General features: G+C 55.8%; 21 protein-coding genes. 4 read left to right on the top strand and 17 right to left on the bottom strand.

Going from position 1 to position 21241, the window contains the following annotated elements; translation table 11 throughout:
- Window positions 1-34 precede the first annotated feature (34 nt).
- Genes phnL through phnG form a run of 6 tightly spaced genes read right to left on the bottom strand, consistent with a single transcriptional unit; the run spans window position 35 to window position 4788 of the window.
- Complete coding sequence (phnL, locus tag ACOVRA_RS10595; RefSeq protein WP_292933031.1) at window positions 35-739, bottom strand: phosphonate C-P lyase system protein PhnL; 705 nt, start codon at window positions 737-739, stop codon at window positions 35-37.
- 48 nt (window positions 740-787) lie between these two features.
- On the bottom strand, window positions 788-1606 hold the full coding sequence (gene phnK / locus ACOVRA_RS10590; protein ID WP_292933029.1) for a phosphonate C-P lyase system protein PhnK: 819 nt from the start codon (window positions 1604-1606) through the stop codon (window positions 788-790).
- A gap of 2 nt (window positions 1607-1608) precedes the next feature.
- A complete protein-coding gene (locus ACOVRA_RS10585; protein ID WP_421720267.1) occupies window positions 1609-2550 on the bottom strand; it encodes an alpha-D-ribose 1-methylphosphonate 5-phosphate C-P-lyase PhnJ in 942 nt (313 codons plus the stop codon).
- Entirely contained in the window at window positions 2547-3680 is a 1134-nt protein-coding gene (locus tag ACOVRA_RS10580) for a carbon-phosphorus lyase complex subunit PhnI (protein ID WP_421720266.1), read from the bottom strand. The genes ACOVRA_RS10585 and ACOVRA_RS10580 overlap by 4 nt, the downstream gene beginning before the upstream one ends.
- Before the next feature lie 2 nt (window positions 3681-3682).
- Complete coding sequence (phnH, locus tag ACOVRA_RS10575; protein WP_421720265.1) at window positions 3683-4300, bottom strand: phosphonate C-P lyase system protein PhnH; 618 nt, start codon at window positions 4298-4300, stop codon at window positions 3683-3685.
- A 2-nt stretch (window positions 4301-4302) separates the two neighbouring features.
- Window positions 4303-4788 carry a phosphonate C-P lyase system protein PhnG gene (phnG, locus tag ACOVRA_RS10570; protein ID WP_421720264.1) on the bottom strand — a complete coding sequence of 162 codons (486 nt, stop codon included), beginning with the start codon at window positions 4786-4788 and terminating at the stop codon, window positions 4303-4305.
- 136 nt (window positions 4789-4924) lie between these two features.
- Here phnG and phnF point away from each other — a divergent pair, with 136 nt between their 5' ends.
- The 3 genes from phnF (at window position 4925) to ACOVRA_RS10555 (ending at window position 8782) form a co-directional block, all read left to right on the top strand.
- Complete coding sequence (gene phnF, locus ACOVRA_RS10565) at window positions 4925-5677, top strand: phosphonate metabolism transcriptional regulator PhnF (RefSeq protein ID WP_292933019.1); 753 nt, start codon at window positions 4925-4927, stop codon at window positions 5675-5677.
- A gap of 46 nt (window positions 5678-5723) precedes the next feature.
- A complete protein-coding gene (locus tag ACOVRA_RS10560; RefSeq protein WP_292933017.1) occupies window positions 5724-6857 on the top strand; it encodes an alpha-D-ribose 1-methylphosphonate 5-triphosphate diphosphatase in 1134 nt (377 codons plus the stop codon).
- 197 nt (window positions 6858-7054) lie between these two features.
- A complete protein-coding gene (locus tag ACOVRA_RS10555) occupies window positions 7055-8782 on the top strand; it encodes an ABC transporter ATP-binding protein (RefSeq protein WP_421720263.1) in 1728 nt (575 codons plus the stop codon).
- 9 nt (window positions 8783-8791) lie between these two features.
- Here ACOVRA_RS10555 and ACOVRA_RS10550 read toward each other — a convergent pair whose 3' ends face one another.
- The 9 genes from ACOVRA_RS10550 to ACOVRA_RS10510 form a co-directional block, all read right to left on the bottom strand.
- Complete coding sequence (locus ACOVRA_RS10550) at window positions 8792-9616, bottom strand: transglutaminase-like domain-containing protein (RefSeq protein ID WP_421720262.1); 825 nt, start codon at window positions 9614-9616, stop codon at window positions 8792-8794.
- Window positions 9616-10161 (bottom strand): phosphonate metabolism protein/1,5-bisphosphokinase (PRPP-forming) PhnN, encoded by a 546-nt coding sequence (gene phnN, locus ACOVRA_RS10545; RefSeq protein WP_421720261.1) that lies wholly within the window; start codon window positions 10159-10161, stop codon window positions 9616-9618. The genes ACOVRA_RS10550 and phnN overlap by 1 nt, the downstream gene beginning before the upstream one ends.
- A 15-nt stretch (window positions 10162-10176) precedes the next feature.
- The gene (locus ACOVRA_RS10540; RefSeq protein WP_421720260.1) at window positions 10177-10866 is read right to left on the bottom strand and encodes a DapH/DapD/GlmU-related protein; all 690 of its coding nucleotides are present in this window, start codon (window positions 10864-10866) and stop codon (window positions 10177-10179) included.
- Complete coding sequence (phnC, locus tag ACOVRA_RS10535; RefSeq protein WP_421720259.1) at window positions 10863-11654, bottom strand: phosphonate ABC transporter ATP-binding protein; 792 nt, start codon at window positions 11652-11654, stop codon at window positions 10863-10865. Before phnC ends, ACOVRA_RS10540 begins: the two co-directional genes overlap by 4 nt.
- Before the next feature lie 112 nt (window positions 11655-11766).
- Window positions 11767-12630, bottom strand: coding sequence for a phosphonate ABC transporter, permease protein PhnE (gene phnE, locus ACOVRA_RS10530; protein WP_421720258.1), 864 nt, complete (start codon window positions 12628-12630; stop codon window positions 11767-11769).
- Window positions 12627-13529, bottom strand: coding sequence for a phosphonate ABC transporter, permease protein PhnE (gene phnE, locus ACOVRA_RS10525; RefSeq protein ID WP_421720257.1), 903 nt, complete (start codon window positions 13527-13529; stop codon window positions 12627-12629). The genes phnE (ACOVRA_RS10530) and phnE (ACOVRA_RS10525) overlap by 4 nt, the downstream gene beginning before the upstream one ends.
- A 1-nt stretch (window position 13530) precedes the next feature.
- Window positions 13531-14379 (bottom strand): PhnD/SsuA/transferrin family substrate-binding protein, encoded by an 849-nt coding sequence (locus ACOVRA_RS10520; protein ID WP_421720256.1) that lies wholly within the window; start codon window positions 14377-14379, stop codon window positions 13531-13533.
- The gene (phnD, locus tag ACOVRA_RS10515; RefSeq protein ID WP_421720255.1) at window positions 14376-15362 is read right to left on the bottom strand and encodes a phosphate/phosphite/phosphonate ABC transporter substrate-binding protein; all 987 of its coding nucleotides are present in this window, start codon (window positions 15360-15362) and stop codon (window positions 14376-14378) included. The genes ACOVRA_RS10520 and phnD overlap by 4 nt, the downstream gene beginning before the upstream one ends.
- Window positions 15363-15659: 297 nt before the next feature.
- Window positions 15660-18437 (bottom strand): TonB-dependent receptor, encoded by a 2778-nt coding sequence (locus tag ACOVRA_RS10510; protein WP_421720254.1) that lies wholly within the window; start codon window positions 18435-18437, stop codon window positions 15660-15662.
- Window positions 18438-18659: 222 nt separating this feature from the next.
- On the opposite strand from ACOVRA_RS10510, the gene ACOVRA_RS10505 reads away from it, so the two are divergent.
- The gene (locus tag ACOVRA_RS10505; protein ID WP_292932995.1) at window positions 18660-19244 is read left to right on the top strand and encodes an AAA family ATPase; all 585 of its coding nucleotides are present in this window, start codon (window positions 18660-18662) and stop codon (window positions 19242-19244) included.
- Here the strand turns inward: ACOVRA_RS10505 and ACOVRA_RS10500 are convergent.
- Window positions 19202-20419 carry a serine hydrolase domain-containing protein gene (locus ACOVRA_RS10500; protein WP_292932993.1) on the bottom strand — a complete coding sequence of 406 codons (1218 nt, stop codon included), beginning with the start codon at window positions 20417-20419 and terminating at the stop codon, window positions 19202-19204. The genes ACOVRA_RS10505 and ACOVRA_RS10500 overlap by 43 nt on opposite strands.
- Before the next feature lie 104 nt (window positions 20420-20523).
- A partial coding sequence (locus ACOVRA_RS10495) for a TonB-dependent receptor domain-containing protein (protein WP_421720253.1) occupies window positions 20524-21241 on the bottom strand: 718 nt, incomplete at its 5' end.

Below are 21241 nucleotides of genomic sequence, written 5' to 3'. Positions count from 1 at the left end.
AAGCCTCCACCTAAAACTATAGCGTCAAAGAGACCTAAGCCGCAGCCTTATATTCTGAGACATTGAACAAGCGCGTGGCTACCGCATCACGGACATCATGATCATGGAAAATCCCGACCATGGCGGCACCTTTAGCCAAAGCCGCATTGATCAGTTCTACGACGATGGCGCGATTGGCAGCATCCAAGGAAGCCGTTGGCTCATCCAACAGAAGGACCGGATATTCGCGGATGAAGCTGCGTGCGATATTGACGCGCTGTTGCTCTCCGCCAGAGAAAGTTGACGGCGGCAGTTCCCAATGTGCTTCTGGCAAACGCAAAGCCTGCAGAAGGGTGATCGCCCGCTCGCGTGCTTCTTCCAGTTCGACACCATTTTCAAGCAACGGCTCAACGACGAGATCCAGCGTTGAAACACGCGGGATCACGCGTAGGAACTGACTGACATAGCCTAAAGTCCGCCGTCTGATCTCCAGCACCTGATGCGGCGGTGCCTTGGTGATATCCACGGGCACGCCGTCATGGCTTACGTAAACCCCGCCCGAGGTTGGCAAGTAATTGCCATAAATGGTTCGCATTAGGGTCGACTTCCCGACGCCGGATTCACCCGCCAAGACAACACATTCGCCAGGCATCACTTCCAGCTTGAGCGCCTCAAAGACGCCAATCGACGTCGCACCTTGATTGTGCAGGGTGAAAATCTTGCTGAGATCATCGACGCGGATAGCTGCTTCTTGGGTCATGGGAGGATCGCTTCAAACAAAGGCTAAAGAGGATGGAACAAGGGTGCTTTAGATTTGCAGCACGCTTGAGACCAATAATTGGGTATAGGGATGCTGCGGGTCGTCGAGCACTTGATCGGCTAGGCCAGTCTCCACGACATGACCGCCTTTCATCACCATCAAGCGATCTGCCATGAGGCGGGCAACGGCCATATCATGCGTCACAATGATGGCAGCCAGTCCAAGGTCCCGCACCAACTCGCGCAATAGATCAAGCAAACGCGCCTGAACGGAAACATCTAGCCCGCCGGTCGGCTCATCCATAAACACAAGGCGGGGGTTATGAATTAGATTGCGGGCAATCTGAATGCGTTGTTGCATGCCGCCAGAAAAGTTCCGCGGCTTATCGTCAACGCGACCCAAATCAAGTTCAACGCGGCTCAACCAGTCCATGGTTGCTTGCCGCATGTCGCCATAATGGCGGCGACCGAGGTTCATCAATGGCTCAGCGACATTGGCACCACCCGAAACACGCATTCTGAGGCCGTCACGAGGATTCTGGTGCACAAAGCCCCAATCTTCGCGCTGCATGCGGCGTCGATCTGGCTCTGACAAATCATAGATGTCCACCAAGCCATGACGACGTGAGTTGAAGGCAATGGACCCTGAAGTGGGGGCCAGCTTGCCGGAAATGCAATTGAGAAGAGTCGTTTTACCCGAACCGCTCTCGCCAACAATGCCAAGAACTTCCCCAGGTCTCATCTCAAAGCTAATGTCGAGGCACCCAGCGACATGACCATAATATTTGGTCAAATGAGAGACGCGCAGCAGAGGCTCTGCACGACCATCAGAATTTGTAGAAGCGGGCCGATCCAAGATGTCAGTCATGGCTATGCTTCCTCTGCCGCGATTTCGGTCTCAATGTGGGCAAGCGCGTGTCCTGCCATGGGGCCTGCATGGCCTTTGGCACGGCGGTCTGCGCAATAGTGGCTGTCGGAACAGACGAACATGTGCTGTCCCTGATCGTCGAGAACCACCTCGTCCAGATAGGAATCATTGGCGCCGCATAGGGCACAAACTTCGTCCCAACTTTGTGTCTCAAACGGATAATCTTCAAAGTCCAAACTGCGCACCCGTGTGAATGGTGGGACCGCGTAAATCCGCTTCTCACGACCCGCGCCAAACAATAGGATCGCTGGGTTCATGTGCATTTTGGGATTGTCAAACTTGGGAATGGGTGAAGGGCTCATCAAATAGCGCTCATCAATCATCACAGGATAACCTGCCGTTGCAGCAATCCGTCCGTAGGCGGATATATTCTCATAGAGTGAGACATATTGCAGGCCATACTCACCATAGGCATGCATGGCGCGCGTCTCGGTTTCTCGTGGTTCTAGGCCGCGCAGAGGCTCTGGCTGGGGAACTTGGAACACCATGATTTGGCCATCGGCCAAGGGCTGCTCGGGAATCCGGTGGCGCGACTGAATGATCGTCGCTTCGCGGGTGTCTTCGGTTGTGGCAACATCGGCCACAGTGGCAAAGAACCGACGAATAGAGACCGCATTGGTGGTATCATCAGCCCCTTGGTCGATGCACTTATAAACGTCTTCTGGGCCAATGATGGCTGCAGTCAACTGAATGCCGCCCGTACCCCAACCGTAGGGGACGGGCATCTCGCGCGAGCCGAAGGGGACTTGATAGCCAGGGATTGCCAAGGCCTTCAAGATGGCACGGCGGATCATCCGCTTGGTCTGCTCATCCAGATAAGCATAGGTGTAATAGCGGTCTTCTGGTGCCGCGTTGGGGCGCGAATATGCTTCGGTGGCGGTCATTCTGCGGCCTCCTTCATGTGCTCTGCCTGCTCTGCCAAAGCCTTTGCTTTGGCGTCAAAGAACTCCCGACGTAGACGACGCAGGAATTGAAGGTCAGCCTGGAAGTCGACGTAATGTGGCAGCTTGAGGTGTTGAACAAAGCCCGAAGCTTCCACCACGTCGGAGTGATAGAGCACAAACTCTTCATCCTGACAGGGCGCTTGGCCCTCTTCGCCCAACTCACGGCCGCGAAGCGCGCGGTCGACAATCGACATGCTCATCGCTTTGCGTTCGTTGTGGCCAAAAGTGAGACCATAGCCGCGCGTGTATTGCGGTGCTTGCTCGGCAGAGCCTGCAAACCCTGACAGCATGATGCACTCCGTCATCGGCAAATCGGCCAGCTCAATTTCAAAGCCCAGCTCATCAGGCGTAAAGCCGACACTGACTTCACCCATCCGGATCTCGCCGCACAAGGGGTGGGTTGAACCCCAGCCACGTTGGCTGGAGTAAGCAAGGCTCAAGAGGAAACCTTCATCGCCGCGTGCAAGGGCCTGCAGGCGTTGATCGCGGTCGGCTGGAAAGGCCATCGGCTCGCGGGTCAGATCATAGGGCGGCGTGTCGGTCTCCGCGACTGGATCGGCCTCTAACAAGCCTTCATGCGCAAAGACTTGCGCAATTGTCGCCAATTGCGTTGGCATGAGCTCTTCGGCAACTTGTGCCGGCGGGACGTCATGGCCGCCATCAGCCGCCAGCTTAAAGTCCAATAGACGGTGGGTATAATCAAACGTTGGCCCTAGGACCTGCCCACCTGGAATGTCCTTGAATGCCGCAGATACCCGGCGCTGCACGGCCATGTCCGCCGTCTCAATCGGGGTCGACGCGCCAAAACGTGGCAGAGTTGTGCGATAAGCCCGCAGCAAGAAAATAGCTTCCGGGAGATCGCCGCGCGCTTGCTTGATGGCCAAAGCGGCCAGATCAGGATCGTAGCAAGAGCCTTCGGCCATCACACGATCAACCGCCAAACCCATTTGTTCGCGAATTTGTGCGACGCTCAACTCAGGAACAGCGACATCGCCACGACGCACTTCGCCCAGCCAGGCGTGCGCGTTGGTGATCGCGCGCTCGCCGCCCTTAACAGCCACATAAGCCATGCTTATTCCCCTTTAATCTGAATGCGGGTGGTACGCGGGATCGATACAAGCGTAGCCTCAGCACACAGCATCACGTCGATCCCAAATTGAAAGTGAGCCACTAATTCGGCGCGCTCTGACCAAAAGAAATCTGGGACGCCTTGCGGGGCGATTTCTGCGACCGTCTCAATCCCGGGTCCCTCGAGAACCAATTTCCCGCCTGTCTCAAGATTTTGGACCATCACAAGCACTGTGGTCGCCAAGTCTGGATATTTGGCGTCGCCTTGATTGAAAGCTGACAGAAGTTGCGGCGCAAGCGCCGTATTAGACACGACGGCAAAAGCAGCTTCTTCTGCTCGCTCGGTCAATGGACAAGATGTGTGGAACCGAAGCCAACTCTCGACCGCACCACCGCGCAAGCTTGGCTCTAGCCAAACCAAGGTATCTTGATCCGCCAAAGTTAACAGCACGGCTGCCGCTGTCTGATTGAGACCGACCGGTGGCGTCAAAGCTTTGCCAAGCTCTACCTGGGTCCCGGGTTGGGCTGTGGCGGTCAGGAGCGCACGAAAAACACTTTGGCTGTCACGGACGGGCTCAAAAAAGCCGGGGCGCAATTCAGCAAGATTTAGAGGGGCATTCATATCTAGGCCTTCCGGTCTCGAACCATGGTGAAAAACTCAACCTGCGTGGCCTTTGCCTTCCGGCTTAGGACATCGCGTCGTGCATCAGAGGCCTGCTGCAAGGGTTCAATCAGACCGTCGCGAACTTGGTCGTGCCAGACGGAAGATTGCATCATCGCGTCAGCAACGGCTGCGACATAGGCATGCGCCTTATCTCGACCGGCCACATAGCCGATGCCGGTTTCCCCGGTAGCCAAACGGATCGCACAGCGCGTGACCGTCATCTCGCCAAGGTTAAACGGATTGCCTGCGCCGCCTGTGCGACCACGCACCATCACCATGCCGGTTTCAGCGGGGCGAAGAACTTGGCTTTTTGGCGCAACCAAGCCCTCCCAAAGTCTTAAAACCTCTGACGCCGGGGCCTTTGCCAAAGTCGACAACCAGCTTTGACGGGGCGTGCCGGCCAACTGGGAATTGTCAACAAATTCGTCTGTGTACGATTGGGTCATAGCGAACAACTTTTGAATTGATTGAATTAGGACTTGCATTATGCTATCGGTATACTAGTATAAATTCAACAGATTTATTGTGTCATTGCTGTGACATAATATAAATTTGTTGTACTCAATGTAAAAAGGCAGTAAAATGTCAATTGTTATTGATGAAAAAGGCCAAACGACAACAAATTGGCGTGCAATTGTCCAATGGCTCGAAGTAGAAATTTCCGAGCGTCGGTTGGTGCCGGGCGACAAATTGCCAACTGAGCTGCAGATTTGTGAACGGTTTTCGACAAATCGTCACACGACTCGACGCGCGCTGGCGCATCTGCAATCGAAAGGCTTGGTCGAATCGACCCAAGGGCGAGGAAGTTTTGTACGGCGACCAACTTTGATCTACGGAATCGGAAAGCGAACGCGTTTTTCTGCAGGTTTGCAAGAACAAGCCGCCAACCCAGAAACCAAGACATTGACCTTGGACACTCGCCCAGCAGAACCCCATGTTGCAGCAGCACTTGGACTTAAAGGTGGCTCACCGACGATCTTTCTTGAACGTGTAGGGTTTGCCAATGGGCAAGTCATTTCGGTCGCCAGACATTGGTTCGCCTTTGAACGCTTCCCGACATTTGCAGTGTTTTACGCGCGATCAAAGTCGATTACGCAAACCCTGATTGATTGCGGTGTGCCCGATTATACGCGCCTGCGCACCAAGATCAGTTCGCGCTTACCGACCACGCAAGAAACCCAGCTCCTCAATGTTCCGCGACACATTCCATTGCTGGTGACCCATGCTTGGAATGTAGATGGTCTGGGCCGCCCTCTCGAATATGGCGAAGCCAGAATGGCCTCTGATCGGGTTGAAATCACCATCGAAAACGAACGGCTCCCTGCCTTCGACTAAACACTCACAAATTTCCTCCCCCACCCCTAACTGTAGTGAGCTGACTGTGACCATCCAACTTTCTCAAGCCAAAATCGTAACGCCCACTGGGGTAGTCCAAGGAAGCCTTTCTTTTAAAGGCACGGAAATCGCAGACATCGTGGAAGGTCCAAGCCAGCATGGCGAGGATTGTGATGGGGATTGGTTGATTCCTGGCATTATTGATATTCATACCGACAATTTGGAGCGTCACTTCTTCCCGCGGGCCAACATTGATTGGAACCCAGTTTCCGCCGCTGTGGTCCACGACGGCCTATGCATTAGCGTCGGCGTGACGACCGTTTTTGATTCCCTATCGATAGGCTCTTTTGGCGCTGGGTCAGCCCGTACGCCCGACAATTTGATCCGCCTGACTGATGCGTTACATGAAGCGCATGACAAACGACTTTTGAAAGCAACCCACCGCCTGCATTGGCGCTGTGAAGCGCCATCAGATGTGATGGCTGAATGGCTTCCTGACTTTGCCGATGCCCCTTTGACCGGCTTGTTCTCCTTGATGGATCACACACCGGGCCAGCGCCAATATCGCAACATCGATAAATTCCTGGATATGTGGCGACGTGAAGGGCTAACCGAAGCTGCGATCGAAGACAGGCTGGCCGAGCGTCGGGCTAATGTCGCCCGTCATGATGCCGCGAACCGGCGTCTTGTGGTAGAAGTCGCCAAAGCTCGTGGCGTGCCGATCGCCAGCCATGACGATGAATCGGTGGCCCATATTGATGAGGCGGCAGATCTTGGCGCGACCATTGCAGAATTCCCCGTAACGATGGAAGCCGCTCAAGCGGCCCAAGCCCGTGGGATGCATATTGTGATGGGCGGGCCCAATCTGATCCGGGGTGGCTCTTACTCCGGCAATGTGCCCGCCAAAGACTTGATCGCCGCAGGTCTGCCGATTGGTTTTGCCTCTGATTATGTTCCCCGAAGCTTAATTGAATGCGCCTTTGCCTTGGCAGCTGGCCCGTGGCAATGGCCGATCGAACGAGCGGTAGATACGGTAACCGGACTGCCTGCCCGAGCCGTTGGCCTAAATGACCGCGGAACACTGGAAGTCGGAAAACGTGCCGATGTCGTCCGAGTGAAAGTGGTAGATGGCCACGCCCTTGTGCGCGGTGTCTGGACCGGGGGTGTGCGGGTCGGCTGATACAGTTTCGCACCCGTCGCCCTAAAAAAGCTCTGCCACAAATCCCTCGGTTAGGGAGTGATTTTACTTGGTCATGTCATGGGCGTGTCGCGCAAGCCCCATAAGCAAGCCCCATGTCCCAACAAAGTAATCAGGCGCGCCACTCATGGCGCGAAACCATTGGATTCTGTGCCCGATATTGGCGGCAAGAGAGACCATTGTTATCCGTTGTCATCGTGCTAACCCTCGCGATGGTGGTTGCAGAAGTTTGTATCCCCCTCTCCGCTGGCCATTTAGTTGACACGCTCACCAAGGCTGCTGCGGGAGGACTGACCGACCAAAACGCTGGGCACGCCGCACTCAGAGCTGTCGCGATTATGACCGGGATTTCCGCCCTCTATTATGTGCTGGGCAATGTTTCGACCCGCGTTTATCATCGGGCTGCCGCACGCTGTATGGCCAAAGTCATTGAAGACGGGTTCGCGCGAATTCAGCACTTCTCTTCAGATTGGCATGCGAATACCTTTGCCGGCGCGACTGTCCACAAGCTCACGCGCGGCCGCTGGTTATACGAGCATATTTCCGACATTCTGTGGCAACAATTTCTGCCCCTAGGCTTGGTGATCTTGGGTCTTGCTGGCGTGATGTTGGTTCGCTTTCCCGTCGTGGGGATCGTGTTTCTCGTGATGGTGGCAATCTATGTGGTGGCCTCATTCGTGATCGCCATCCACTATGTGCGCCCAGCCAATGTTTTAGCCGCAGCAGCAGACTCACGCATTGGCGCTGCGGTCGCCGACGCCGTCTCCAACAATAATGCTGTCAAAGCGTTTGGAGCAGAAGCGCGCGAAACCGAGCGCTTTGAAAAGGTCACTGGCACGTGGCGATCCCTCGCCGTCGTCTCGTGGCGCAAGGCCTTGGACATGGGCCTAGTTCAACACTTCTTGTGGCTAACCCTGCAGGCCGCCATGTTGGTTTTGTTGATCGGCCTCTCCACGCGAGGGCAGGCCACGCCGGGTGACGTCGCCTTTGTCATCACCGCCAATTTCCAATTAGGCGGCAGCCTACGCAAAGTCGGAGATCATATCCGGATGCTGCAACGTGCAAGCGCAGAGCTGGCCGATATCATCGAATTTGACCGTGCACCGCTTGGCGTTGAAGATGTCGATCAAGCCCCAGACTTTCAGCCCGGTTTGGGCGAGATCATCTTCGACCAAGTGCAATTCAAGTATCCCGGCACGGAGACCGGCAAAGCGTCCCTGTACCAGAATTTGGACCTTCGGATCGCGCCGGGTGAAAAGATTGCGCTTGTCGGCCCATCTGGCTCTGGCAAATCTACCTTCGTTAAGCTGATCCAACGCCTCTATGACCTGAAGTCCGGAACCATTTGGATCGACGCCCAAGACATTGCCCAAGTCCGACAAGCCAGCTTGCGGCGAGCAATTTCGATTGTGCCGCAAGAGCCGATCCTGTTTCATCGCAGCCTCGCCGACAATATCGCCTATGCGCACCCCGACGCGCCGATGGAAGCCATTGTGGCGGCGGCCAAGCGCGCTTACGCCCATGACTTCATTGTAGCTTTGCCAGAGGGCTATCAGACCTTGGTCGGAGAGCGCGGCGTGAAGCTTTCTGGCGGTGAGCGTCAGCGGGTTGCCATAGCCCGCGCCTTTTTGGCCGACGCCAACATTGTTATCTTCGACGAAGCAACCTCCAGCCTCGACACCGTGACCGAGCGATTAATCCAAGCGGCTATGGCTGATCTCATGGTTGATCGCACCACAATCATCGTGGCGCACCGCCTCTCGACCATCAAGGATGTGGATCGGATTTTGGTGTTTGAGCGCGGCAAGATCATCGAGCAAGGCCATCACCAAGCCCTCTTGGCTATCCCAGAAGGTGCTTATGCCCGCCTCCATGCCGTCCACGAAGAAGAGCACTTGATTGGCTAAGGGTCGGTTTTAGTCCCGAATTCGGGCCAATGTGCGCAGCTTTTGGCCGGCACTTGGCCCAGTCAAAGCATGAAAGCCCGACAAGGATGGGTAGGTGACTTTGCCGTCTGGCCCATCAAATTCGAGTCCACGCCCAATGCTGAGCGCGAAGCGTCGCCCAGGCTTTGGATTGAGTTTTGGCGTTATTTCTCGCACGCCATATTGGACGTGATGCGAGATATCCCAATGATGTGGCACGCCTTCGCACTTCAGATTAAGCCAACAATGACCAGTGGACCACTGCTCACGCGCTTCGGCAATGTGCACACCCATAATGTAGGCTGCGGGTACCCCAATCGCCCGCAAAGCCGCCACAGCTAACGTATGCATATCCACACAGGTGCCGGGTGTCAGACCGCATTCTAACGCGGGCATGGCGTCTTCACCCGTCCCCAGATGCGTGTCGCGTGCACCATAGGTAAAGTGGTCCCCAACATATTGGATGAGGGCGGGCACACGGATTTGTATAGGTGCCTCCGCCACTTCTTCCGCGATTTGATCCGTCAAAGCCTGCGACGGTCTCTCAAAGGCGTTGAGACCGGGAATGAAAGCCTCGTCGCTTAACCCGGGGCCGGGCTCGTCAAAGGCTATTTTGACCATGGGTTGATCGCCAGCTTTCAAAGCGAATTGATAAGCAGCAATCCGTCCTTGTATGTCTTGCACTATCGCCTGCGGTTCTGCGCCTTCAAATGTGACGCCCGTAATCTTTTGCTCCCACGTGTCGGGGGCGACTGGGAACAGGTAGAGACCTGCGTCTTGAACAGGGTCTTCCAGAAATGCTTCAAACACACCCATTATGACGCCTCCAGGATTTCAACCAACTTTGAAACACCAGCATCCAAACTCGCATCATTGTTCAAGAAAATAACGCCTGGGCCTGTCACATCATAAGCGGCGGCACGCGCGATGCGGTCAGCAATCTCAGGGGCTGTTTCACGGCCACGGGCCGTCAAGCGCTGCTCAATGACCTTGCTGGGCGCGGTAATCGAAACAACGACCAATGGCGAAAACCTCTGACGCGCCTCGTCCAAAATCGCGCGCGAGACATTGACCACCACATGTTGACCCCGCTTGAGCCGGGCCGAGATGTCCGCCGGTACGCCGTACGATAGACCATGGGCATTCCAGAAAAGCGCAAAGTCGCCTCTCTGACGTTTATCTTCAAACACGGAAGGCTCAACGGCAAAATGATCTTCCCCACCGGCGTCCTGTGGCCGGGTGATAAAGCGTTGAGGAAAATAATAGGTGGGGTCGGCCGACAATTGGGCTTTGGCGCCTTCAATCAGCGAATCCTTGCCGACACCTGACGGGCCAACGATTAAGAACAAGGTTCCGGTCATAGCGAGCGACGCAGCTTAGGAATGTTTCTCAACAAAGGCATCGGCATCCAAATCTCTAAAATCCTGCAGCGCTTCAGCCAACTTATCATGTTGCCAATCCCACCAAGCTAGGGCGAGAAGCCCATCTTGAACTGCCTTGGGAAACCGCTCGCGGATGGGCTTCGATGGTACCCCGCCGACAATCGTAAAAGGGGCTACGTCTTTTGACACAACTGCCCCAGCGCCGACAACAGCACCGGTTCCAACACTGACGCCTGCAAGGATGGTTGCGCCATGCCCAATCCAGACATCATGTCCGATGGTCACATGATCGGCGCGTCGCCAGTCAAAAAAAGCGTCGTCGTCTTGATCACTCAATTGATAAGAAACTGAGCGATAGGTGAAGTGGTGTAGGGCTGCCTTCCAAGTGGGGTGGTTGCCGGGATTAAGCCGGGTGTCGCGCGCAATCGAACAGAATTTGCCAATCGTTGAGTAGGCAGCGCTGGAATCCGTGACAATGTAGCTATACGCACCCATCTCTGTTTCCATCAAAGATGTACGGGCACCAACCCGGGTCCAAGGACCTAGGATACTGTCGCGGACATGAGCCTCAGGTGAGATTCCCGGCTCAGATTCTGCAGGCTGTTCCGCCGTTGGATCGTGCCTCCAATGCTCAAAATAGCGATAGTCTGGCGGCAAGATGCGCCCTGATAGCTTGCCGGTCACGCAACCGCCTCCAGAAGCTCTTGGGCTTCATCGCGCGCACCTGACCCTTCGATGACGTGACGGCCATAGATCGCGTCGACCACTGAGGCGTTGAGGTCATCGGGTGTGCCATCAAAGACAATCTGGCCATCCGCCATACCGATGATCCGTGGACAGAAGCGGCGAGCAATATCGAGCGCATGCAGATTGACCAGAACGGTAATGTTCCGCTCTCGATTAATCGTGGACAGAGTCTCCATAACTGTCTGGGCATTGGCTGGATCGAGGGAAGCGATGGGCTCGTCCGCCAATATGATTTCAGGCAATTGCATCAGAGTCCGTGCAATAGCGACACGTTGTTGCTGGCCACCGGACAAGGTGCAGCACCGCTGCAACGCGGTGTGCGACATGCCCAAAGCATGCAATTCCAATATCGCGCGCGCTCGCTCTTCTGCTGGAAATAGCTTGAGCATGGGGGCCACCCCACGTTGTCGGGCCAGACTACCGATTAGAACATTGGTCAAGACATCGAGACGTGGCGAGAGATTAAACTGCTGAAAAACCATGCCGCAGGTGGCGCGCCACTGGCTGAGCGCTTTGCCGCGCAATTCGGTCACTGGCTTACCATGCCACGTGATCGCGCCTTCATTGGTGTCGCAAAGGCGATTGATCAAGCGCAGCAATGTGGACTTACCAGCACCGGACCGTCCGATAATGCCGACCATCGAGCCGGCTGGGATTTGAAGGGAAACATCCTGCACTGCTTGGGTGGAGCCAAAGCGCTTTGTCACGGACTTGAGTTCGAGCACGTATGCCTCCTATCGCTGGGGTGAGGCTAAAGCGAGCGCGTGAAACCTATGTGACGATCTGACCCGACTCTTCCGTTTAGGGCGCTGATTTGTTGGATCCGCGGTTGATTTCTCAGCCATGGACCAGTCTTGAGCGAATCTTCTCAGACACGAGGTCCAGCACCATGACGCAGAGCACATAGGCAATGACGATCCATGCGACCTGATCAAAGGCGAAAATGCGGATGCGCTCTTCCAACTCAAAACCGATGCCGCCTGCCCCTACGATGCCTAAGATGGCGGCGTTGCGGAAATTGGACTCCAACATATAGAGCGACTGGCTGGCCATCACCGGCAATACCTCTGGCAACAGGCCAAAGCGAATGGCGGCTCGGCGCTGTCCACCCGTCGCGCGAATGCCCTCTTGCGGGCGAGGATCACAATTCTCAATCGCTTCGGCATAGAGTTTGGCCAAGCGCGGGATGTCGGTCAGTGCCAAGGCGATCACGCCCCCAAAAGGTCCAAGCCCGAAGGCAACAATGAGAATGAGCGCCCAGACAAGGGCGGGAATGGCGCGAAACACGTCGAAGCTGCGCCGGATGAGGAAATGGAGTGCGGGGTTCGCGACAAAGGTTTTCGCCCCGACTAGCCCCAAAGGTAAGGCACCCAGAACACCCAAGAAAGTGCCCGCTACCGCCATAGCAAACGTCGCAGCCAAAGCTTGCAAGATCCGAACTTCCCCGCCAGCCGCGTTCGGGGGAAACATATTGGCCGTGAAGTCGGCCAGCTTGGAAAGGCCCTTAGCAAATGTAGCAGGCGTCATATCAACCCCGATACACAGGGCAACAAAAATCACACTCAATCCAATCCAAAGGGCAAGACGGCGTATTTGGACAGCCAAAGGCGTGTCCACCAGATGCGGCGCAATCGCGCGCGCCACTTGCATCTGATGGGCGGTGACCTGAGGCGGTGCGGCTAGGGTAGCGCTTGTGGTCATGCGGATGCCTCCAAGCCGATTAGGCGGTGGCGGATTGCTTCTGACACGAGATCGATCAGGATGATCAGACCAATGATCAGGATTAAAAGTGCGAGATAGGTGTCAAACTCGGTGTAGGTGATGGCGCGAGAAAGCTCGATCCCAATCCCACCGGCCCCGACTACGCCCAAGGCGGCAGCGGCACCCACATTGATCTCCAAACGTAGCAGGCCGTAAGACGCATAATGGGGCAGGACTTGTGGCAGCACGCCAAAGCGCACCTGCGTCCACCAAGAGCCACCAACCGCCCTCACCGCCTCCACCGGCCGCATATCTGCCGCTTCATTGGCTTCAGAATAGAGCTTTCCGAGGCTGGCCATGGTCCCCAGAGCAATAGCGATCACGCCCGGCAATGGACCAACGCCAAAGGCTGCAACCAGAATGAGCGCGACGATCAGATCTGGCAGTGTTCGGATCACTTCGAGCAAGCGCCGGGTGAACCAATAAATGACGGGCGAGGGCGAAAGATTTTTTGATGCCAAGAGTGAGGCCCAAAACCCGCAGAAAATGCCAAACAATGTCGCAACGACGGCGATCTGAACTGTTTCCCACAACAGGCTCAGCCAGGTTGGCATGTCATAAAACCAAGAGGAGAGCGAGCCAGCAGTCCCACGATCCTCAAACAGCACCTCTGGCTTGAGGTCTGGGATCATGATGTTGAGGAGATTGGCAATCCGCCCCCAAGGGTCGCTACCTTGGCTGCCAGAGAAGAACCCACTGACATGGAAGCACACGGCAATCAGCGCACTGAAGCCAATCAAAACGACTACTTGCTGGGTGCGCTGGCGCAGCAGGGTCACTCGCCGCTGCGCTTCAAATTCCCGAATAACTTGCGCCTTAATCGCTTCTTGCTGGGGCACGTTAGCGAGCACCCTTTTGCATAGCAGTCGCCTCAGTTGGATCTAGGGCGATCCCACCGCCTAGCTTGGTCGCCAAAAAGGTCATGGCTTCGGGGCGCTCTTGATGCAGAGCCACATGGATGCCAACCAATTGATAGCGATCCGCCTCCGGCAGGTCATTTCTGACGACAAGACCCGTCTGCGCCGTGGGGCGGCCGCGCCAAGCCTCAACCACATCGCCACACAACACGATTTTGGGGTCATCGCCACGGCAGAGCCTTTGGCGCGCACCTGCTGTGATAATCAACGCATCGCCCTGTCCGGCGCGCAAGGCTGCAAGACCAGCATGCTCGTCCAAGACAAATTGTTCTGGCTTAAAGCTCTTGGTATCTGCGCCATAATCCGCCAAGCCCTGCAAGGGCACGCTATGGCTAGCTGCCAGCTTAGAAATGAAGATCGGCCGACTACCAGCAAGCTTGGCTGGCGTATCTCGTCCAGACGACTTTAAAGCTAACGCCACGGCGAGAACGCGACCGGTAATGGCGTCAGCCCGCGGTGCCAGAATTGGGCGGGCTATCTTGTTGACAGCCTCAAAAGATGGCTGATCCAGAATAGCCAAGTCCAATTGACTATCTTGCAAGGCTGTTGCCACGGCTTTGCCGTCTTCGTAGCCACATAGAACCACCGGCTTACCTAGTCGTCCTTCAAGATGTTTCCGGTACGCCGCAGCTGCCCCGTCACTTGGCGCGGCGGAGCAACCTGCTTCTGCCAGGCCCGCTATCCCAACCCGAAAGCCAGCTGGCGGTGTCTGTGCTGTCGCGGGCTGCATCAAGGCGAGCAGAATAAGGAAGAAACCTAAAGCGCGGATCATGGCTTAGCGCTCCCAGTGGATGGTTTCTGAGCCGGGGCAGCACGGCGTTCGGCGATTTCCGCGCGACGCATTTCGACCACGGCCTGATAGTCAGCAGCCGTCATGGGTTGCATATCGGATCCCTCTTGAAGCCCGATATCCACCCATAATTGTGGATCCTCGTAAGCCAGCGCGGCCATCGCCCCGCGGGTGACGTCTTGAAAGGCTTGCGGGCGGTCTGTGCGGATCACATAGGGCGAGTTAGGCATCGGACCTGCCGTCCAGATGATGCGATAGTCCGATATCTTCACCGCGCCCTTCCGAGCCAAGGTGTAGAGTGAGCCTGTGGTAAAGCCGGTCTCTGGCGTGCCGCCACTAGCGATCAGAAAGATTGCGTCAAATTGACCGTTCGCCAGAGCCAAAACCGACTGCGTGTGGCCACCGCTCATGGCGGTCTTGCCGAAGAAAGTGTCAGGATTTTTTCCTTGCTGGCGCATCGCCCAGCGCGGGAACAAATAGCCAGAAGTCGAATTGAAATCGACATAGCCCAAGGACTTTCCGCGCAAGTCCTCTATCGTTCGATACGGGCTGTCTGCTTTCACGATAAGCGCTGAATAATAGCCCGAAAAACCTTCAGCCGTTCGGGATGCCAAGAAGGGTGTTACCTTCTCGCCCATCTGCTCGCGGGCATTCGCATAGGCTGCACCCCCCATTTGGGCGAGCTCAAGCTGGCCTGAGGCCATTGCTTGAATAATGCCATTATAGTCTGCGGCCTGGAAGACTTCGACTTTCAACCCAGTGATGCGGTTCAGATATTCTTGATAGGCCGTCCAACGGGCCAAAGTCGTAGGGCTATCCTCGCCTGCTGTTGCACCAATACGCAATTGGCCAACTTCTTTCTGCCAGCCCGTGAGTTTGGTGTCGGGCTTGTCAGAGCCACAGGCGGAAAGCCCTGACAGACAAAGCACGAAGCAAAGCGATTTGAGCCAGGTTGATTTCTGCACCTGCTTTACCCCCACGATCTATCCGGCCTTCATGCCTGAAAATCATGTCAGTGGCGCGACGAAAGGAAACGCCACCAACCCAACCTACAGCCGATTTGTGAGAGCCTAATTGCCTTTGCCTTCGTGCAATTATCAAAAAGAAAGGGGCCTGCCGGATCAAACCGGCAGGCCCCCCAACGAACGACAGTCCTAACAATCAGATGCCTATTCTCACCAAGTCAGGGGCAGATCGGCGTTTTCAAACTCGGGAAACGGCAGACCCGCCCTATGTGCGTCTCATAGAGCGGGCGCTGGGGCTTAGTACTTAAAGCGAACCCCGACCATGTAGCGAGGGCCGAAGGTCTCATACTCAATCGGATTAAGTTCGCTGTCAGCAAAGCGGCGGCCTGGGCTGTCGGCTAAATTCACGCCGTCGAACGTCAACTCAATGTTGTCGTTCAACTCATAGCGTGCCGAGACCGACAAGCTTTCAGAATCGTTCCAGTAAATGTCGCCATTGCCATCGGGCACCAAGACGCCATTGACCGTTGTATAACCGCCAACCGATTGCAGCCATTTGGTGCGATATTGATAAGCGATGCGGGCCGACAAGCCATACTTTTCATAGGTCAGGCCGACATTGGTCACGACGTCTGACGCCCCTGGCAGATCAACAACCCGCAAAGGTGCCGTCCCAACGGCTGGCACATTAATCTCGCTATCATTGAAATTGGCGGACAGGCGAATGCCAAACCCTTCGAGCCAATCCGGCCCGTTCATGGATTCAACCAATTCTTCAATCGTATGGTTGAAAGCGACTTCAACGCCCATCAGCTTGCCATCGCCGCCGTTGCGCACGGTGGTGAAATTGTAGCCGGAACGGTCGCGATCAGGCGTATTCAGGATGGTACTGCCAAATGTGCCGCTTTGGGTGAACAAGGCATCCTTGATATCCTTGTAATAGAAGCCGATTTGGAAATAGCCCTGTGACTTCATATACCATTCGAAATAAGCATCAAAGCCAACCGACTTTTCAGGCTTAGCCTCAGGATTGCCTCCCGTGATGGTGCCTGGCGCATCATCAATGGAGAAGTTGGCAGCCAAATCGTCAAAGTCAGGACGCGCAGCACCACTATTCAGGCTGAGGCGGACCTTCATCTCTTCATTCAGGTCATAATTCACATGGACGCTGGGATAAAAGAGCGTGTCATCGCTTTTGAGCTGGGTGAGAACGCGCACGCCGCCGATGATTGGCAGGGCCTTTGACGTATTTTCGGTGCGTTCGACACGGCCGCCGAAAATGACACTGCCCCAGTCCTGCTTGACGGTCGCCATCGCATAGGCTGCAGCGATATCTTCGGTCACTTCAAAATATTCGCCGGAGCCATCCTGATAAGAGCCAATACGGCGATCTTTCAAGCTTTGGACAAAGTCCCTAACCTTATCGCCGGAGTAGTAGCGGAATGTGTAGCCAAGCGCGTATTCGCCTTTGAATGCCGTATCGATGGCAAAATCATTATAAGTCGGCAAGGCAACGCCTGCAGCCGTAAAGTCAGCCGGCCGAGCGCGATATTGAGTCAAGCGACGCTTCTTGTCGCGCGTCGTATACAGACCACCAAGCTTCAATGTCGCTTCCGCACCAAACAGACTAATGTCGCGGCTCGCATCGAACTTACCCGTCCACGCCGCAGTCAGATCGCCACCTTCTGCATCGATGATATCCGTGAATACCATCGGGAAGGCCTCTATGCTGCTTACCGCAGTGCCTTTGGAACGGGTCGTGCCGGTCAAGACTGTGTTGAACAGTCGCACCGTATTGTTGCGAACATCAGTAAAATCATAATCGACGGTTGGGCGCGATGTGACTGTCGTCGGACTCTGAAATGTCGGTGTCCCGGTTAGGTCTTGTCCATCCTCGGTCTCTGTGAAGTTCAAACGCCAATCGATATCCCAGCCAAAGCGCGCATGCTTTCCGCCGATCGTATTGGTGAAAATGTATTCTTTGATGTCACCCGTGCGGAAGTTCCAGTTCATCTGCACGCCATAAACTGTCCCCTTATTGGGCAAGTTGCCGGCACAAAAATCATTGGCAGCGCTGGTTGTAATGGGGGTTACAGTGCCTGAGCAGGCTGTATTGGGTGTATTGGTTGCGCCATTGTCGAACCGGAAAATGTAATTGTTGCGCAGCTCAATATCGGTAAACTGGCTGTATACGGATTGAGCGAAGAAACTATCTTGCTCTGTCGGTCGCCAATCAGCGCGGACCGAGCCGGAAATATTGCCGCGGGTTAGGCGGTAAGGCTTGTTTTCATATTCGCGGGCCCAACGGCGAGTCTCAGAACCCGGACGACGATCAATCCCGGATGTGGTGCTGCCGGGGCGCAAGTAAGGGTCGGTCTCCCAATTATCGGTGACCATTTCACGCTCATAAAAGGAAACCTGACCCAAGAGGCCCAGCTTCCCATCGAGGAAGCGATCTGCAACAACCAGCGAGGCATCGATCTCACGACCACCACCCAGTTCAACTTGGCCAAGCGAAAGACCACCCGTGATCCGGCGTCCGCGATAATCAAAGGCAGAGCGGGTACGGATGTTGATGTTGCCAGCCACCGTATCGCCCGACATATCTGGCGTGATGGCCTTATTGACCGAAACCTGGCTGGCGATCGCGGTAGGGACGTTATCAAAGCGCGTATCGCGCCCTTCTGGGGATACCACGCTCATGCCGTCGATCGAATACGTCACCCAACGACGCGGCTGGCCACGCAAATTCACATAGCGGCTTTGGCCTTGATCCTTCTCGACGGCGACGCCGGGAAGACGGCTGACGGCATCCGCAATGTTTTGGTCGGCCAAGCGGCCGGCTTCATCGGCAGACAGAACGCTGACGAGAGCAGGGGCGTTGCGCTGGACCTGCAAAGCGGCGCGGTCTGACTCAAAAATTGGGCGGCTGCCGCGCACAACAATAGTCTCAGCGGCCTGAGGCGCAGACTCCGTGCTGGCTGCGGCATTTTGGGCCGCAGCATCGGTAGCGATCAGCAAAGCAAAAGAACCAACAGCGCCCATCAAGGCGGCTCGCGTTACGTGAACTGTCATAGGAATCCCCTGTTCGGGCGCACAGCACCCGTTTCCGCCGCGGCGATTAAAGCCGCGGCGTGACAGACTGACGTCGTTCAGGCGTCAGTTTTGTGAAAATGCGATCACACAAGTGTGAAGTTTCTTAAGGCTCGGCAATTTGGCCACTCACGCAGGTGTAATCCTTTGGCTTTTGGGCTAAGCCGCAAATCCCACTCTTTTCCCCAAGCCAATAAACTAAAAATGACCGCATCCACCCAACTCCTCCCTGGTCTCCGCGTCCTTGTGGTCGGTACCAGTGGCTCGGGCAAATCGACCTTTGCGGAGAAGCTCGCACGGGCAGCGCGCATCGACCATCTTGAGCTTGATCAGATGAATTGGCGGCCCGGCTGGTATGACCGCTCGATTGAAGAACCAGAGGCTTTCTTAGCCGATGTGGCCGCGGCGACCTCCGCCTCGAATTGGGTGCTTGCTGGAAATTATGCGATGACGCGTCCAACTGTTTTGCCTCGCCTGACCCATATGGTCTGGCTGGACCTGCCTTTATGGCAAGTAATGACGCAAGTGATCCGCCGGTCGTTGCAGCGCGCAAGCTCAGGAGCCGATGTCTTTCCGGGTTGCCGCGAGGATTGGCCCAGACTGCTGGAGGCTGAGCACCCAATCCGCTGGGCTTTAGCTACCCATCATGCGCGCCGCCCCCGCTATGTTGCCTTAAGCGAGCAGATCAAGGAACAAGGCGGCTTAGTTCTGCGGTGCGGCAATCACAGGGAAACTGAGAAAGCACTTCAGTCGCTTGTGGCTTTAGCGCGATCACGTTCTGCCGCCTGAGCCGCAAGGATTAAGGCTGACAATGGCCCGAAGCCCTCTCGGTAGCCTTGCATGCTATTAGACTGGCCTGTGGAGCGGGCCACGGTGATATCCAGCCTTGGACAATGAAATGCCGAGGTGCCCCAGAAGCCACCATGGCCCCAGCAGACCTCGCCATTCAGCTTGGTTGGTTCAATGCCAAGCGCATATCCTTCCCCAGCCCCATCCGGACCAGATGTTTGCATGAGGATACGGGTCGCAACTGGATTGGCGAAGACCTCGCCACGGACTACCGCCCGCGTGGCGCGTCCCAGGTCGTCCATGCTCATGACCAATCCGCCACCGCCATATTGATCGAAAGAGACGTCCAGTTCGGAATCGCGAATGGCTCCACGATATTGGGCAACGCGGCGTGTGCCTGCCGGCGTGGGCTCCATCGCTTCCCAATAGGTTTCGTCAGCCCCCAGCTTAGGCCAATCCAACATCTGCCGAGCAGCGGCCCCGATGGTGGCCGACTTTGTTGCTTGCTTGATCATATCTGCAGCAATCAAATAATTCGTATCGGTGTAGTTGAAGTCGCCGCCGACGGCATCTCGTCGGCCGAAAGTCACGGCGAACCAAATCTCTGACTCAGCAGTCCAATGCGGGGACCAACCATAAGCAGTTGGTCCCAGCGCGAGGATCCGAAATGCAGGCACGGAGACATAATCCGGGATACCCGAGGTGTGGTTAAGCAAATGGCGCAGAGTGATGGTATCAAGCTGATAGCCATTCTTCTCCATCATTGTTCTCACGGCTGGGGATAGTGCCGGGCCAATCGGGCCATCTACTTGCAGCTTCCCTGCCTCAACCAATTGCAAAGCCATGGCGGAGACAAAGGTCTTGGTATTGGAAGCCACACGAACATCGTCATCTGTCCGCAGGTCAGGACCAGAAGCAAAGGTTTGATCGAGCCCGAGACTGGGTGCCCTGACATACAGTAATTGGCCGGGAATATTGGGATTGGCCTTTGTTTCGCGATTGAGTTCGGCTTGCAGCGACGAGCCAAGGTCCATGTCCTTTGCCGGTAGCTGCCAAGTCGTCTCCGTCCAGCCTGCGCGCTGCTTGCCCAACCAACTCGACCAGCCAATCGCCAAGGCCAAAACGAGCGCCACGGCCAGAAAGCCGCGCAATGCATAGGTTCCGAGCCGTCTCATCATCATTCCTTTTGTCTGTCGTTTGTTTGGCATCCACGCCCCTTAAACGTCAACGGCCCGCCACAAGGGCGGGCCGCATTTCGCGCGTGTCTCCTGCGACTGGACTACATTTTCCAGACCAGATTGATCGCATAGCGACGACCAATGATGTCATATTGGTTTGGAAGCGTGTTGGCGTCTTGCTGTGCCGAGCCCAAAATTGGTGGCTCTTTATCGAACAGATTGCTGATCGTGCCGCCAACGCGCAGATTGTCGTTGATCTTGTAAGAGAAGCCCAAGTCGAAATAGTCCCAGGCGTCAATGTGCTGGACATTGTTCAAGTTGGCCGCCACGTTGCGCCATTGTGGCTCTGGTACCCGCTTGATCAAAGCATCGACCTGACCTTGGTAGCGCCAAGCACCACGAATGGTCAAAGGACCATCCATCCATGCGACTGCAAGGTTGGAGCGGAAGGCTGGGATGGCGCGGATACCGGTACCGGCATCAGAGCATGCCCCACCGCCAAAGTCTCCAGCGCAATCAAACAGATTATCGGATGGGAACAAGAGACGGATGAAGCTGTCCACGGTACCGCCTTGGAAGCTGATGTTGATCCGGTCGCCCGGCAAAGCTTCTGGCAGTTTCGCATTGTAATAGATGGAGAAGTCGACCCCAGAGGTCTTGAGCAAGGTCAAGTTGGTGTCACGTTGGTCGAATTTCACAACCCGACCGCTGGAATCGCGGGTGATCTTCTTACAAAGCGCGCTGCTGGCGTCCTGCAGCACCAGATAGCAGCTATCCATCAATTGGATCGGCGTAATCGAGCCGATCGCGTCGTCGATC

Origin of the sequence: Aquidulcibacter sp. (assembly GCF_049239865.1) — a bacterium.
Classification (GTDB): domain Bacteria; phylum Pseudomonadota; class Alphaproteobacteria; order Caulobacterales; family Aquidulcibacteraceae; genus Aquidulcibacter.
The sequence above is the reverse complement of the archived record's forward strand: the minus strand, read 5'-3'. Positions and strand labels throughout refer to the sequence as shown.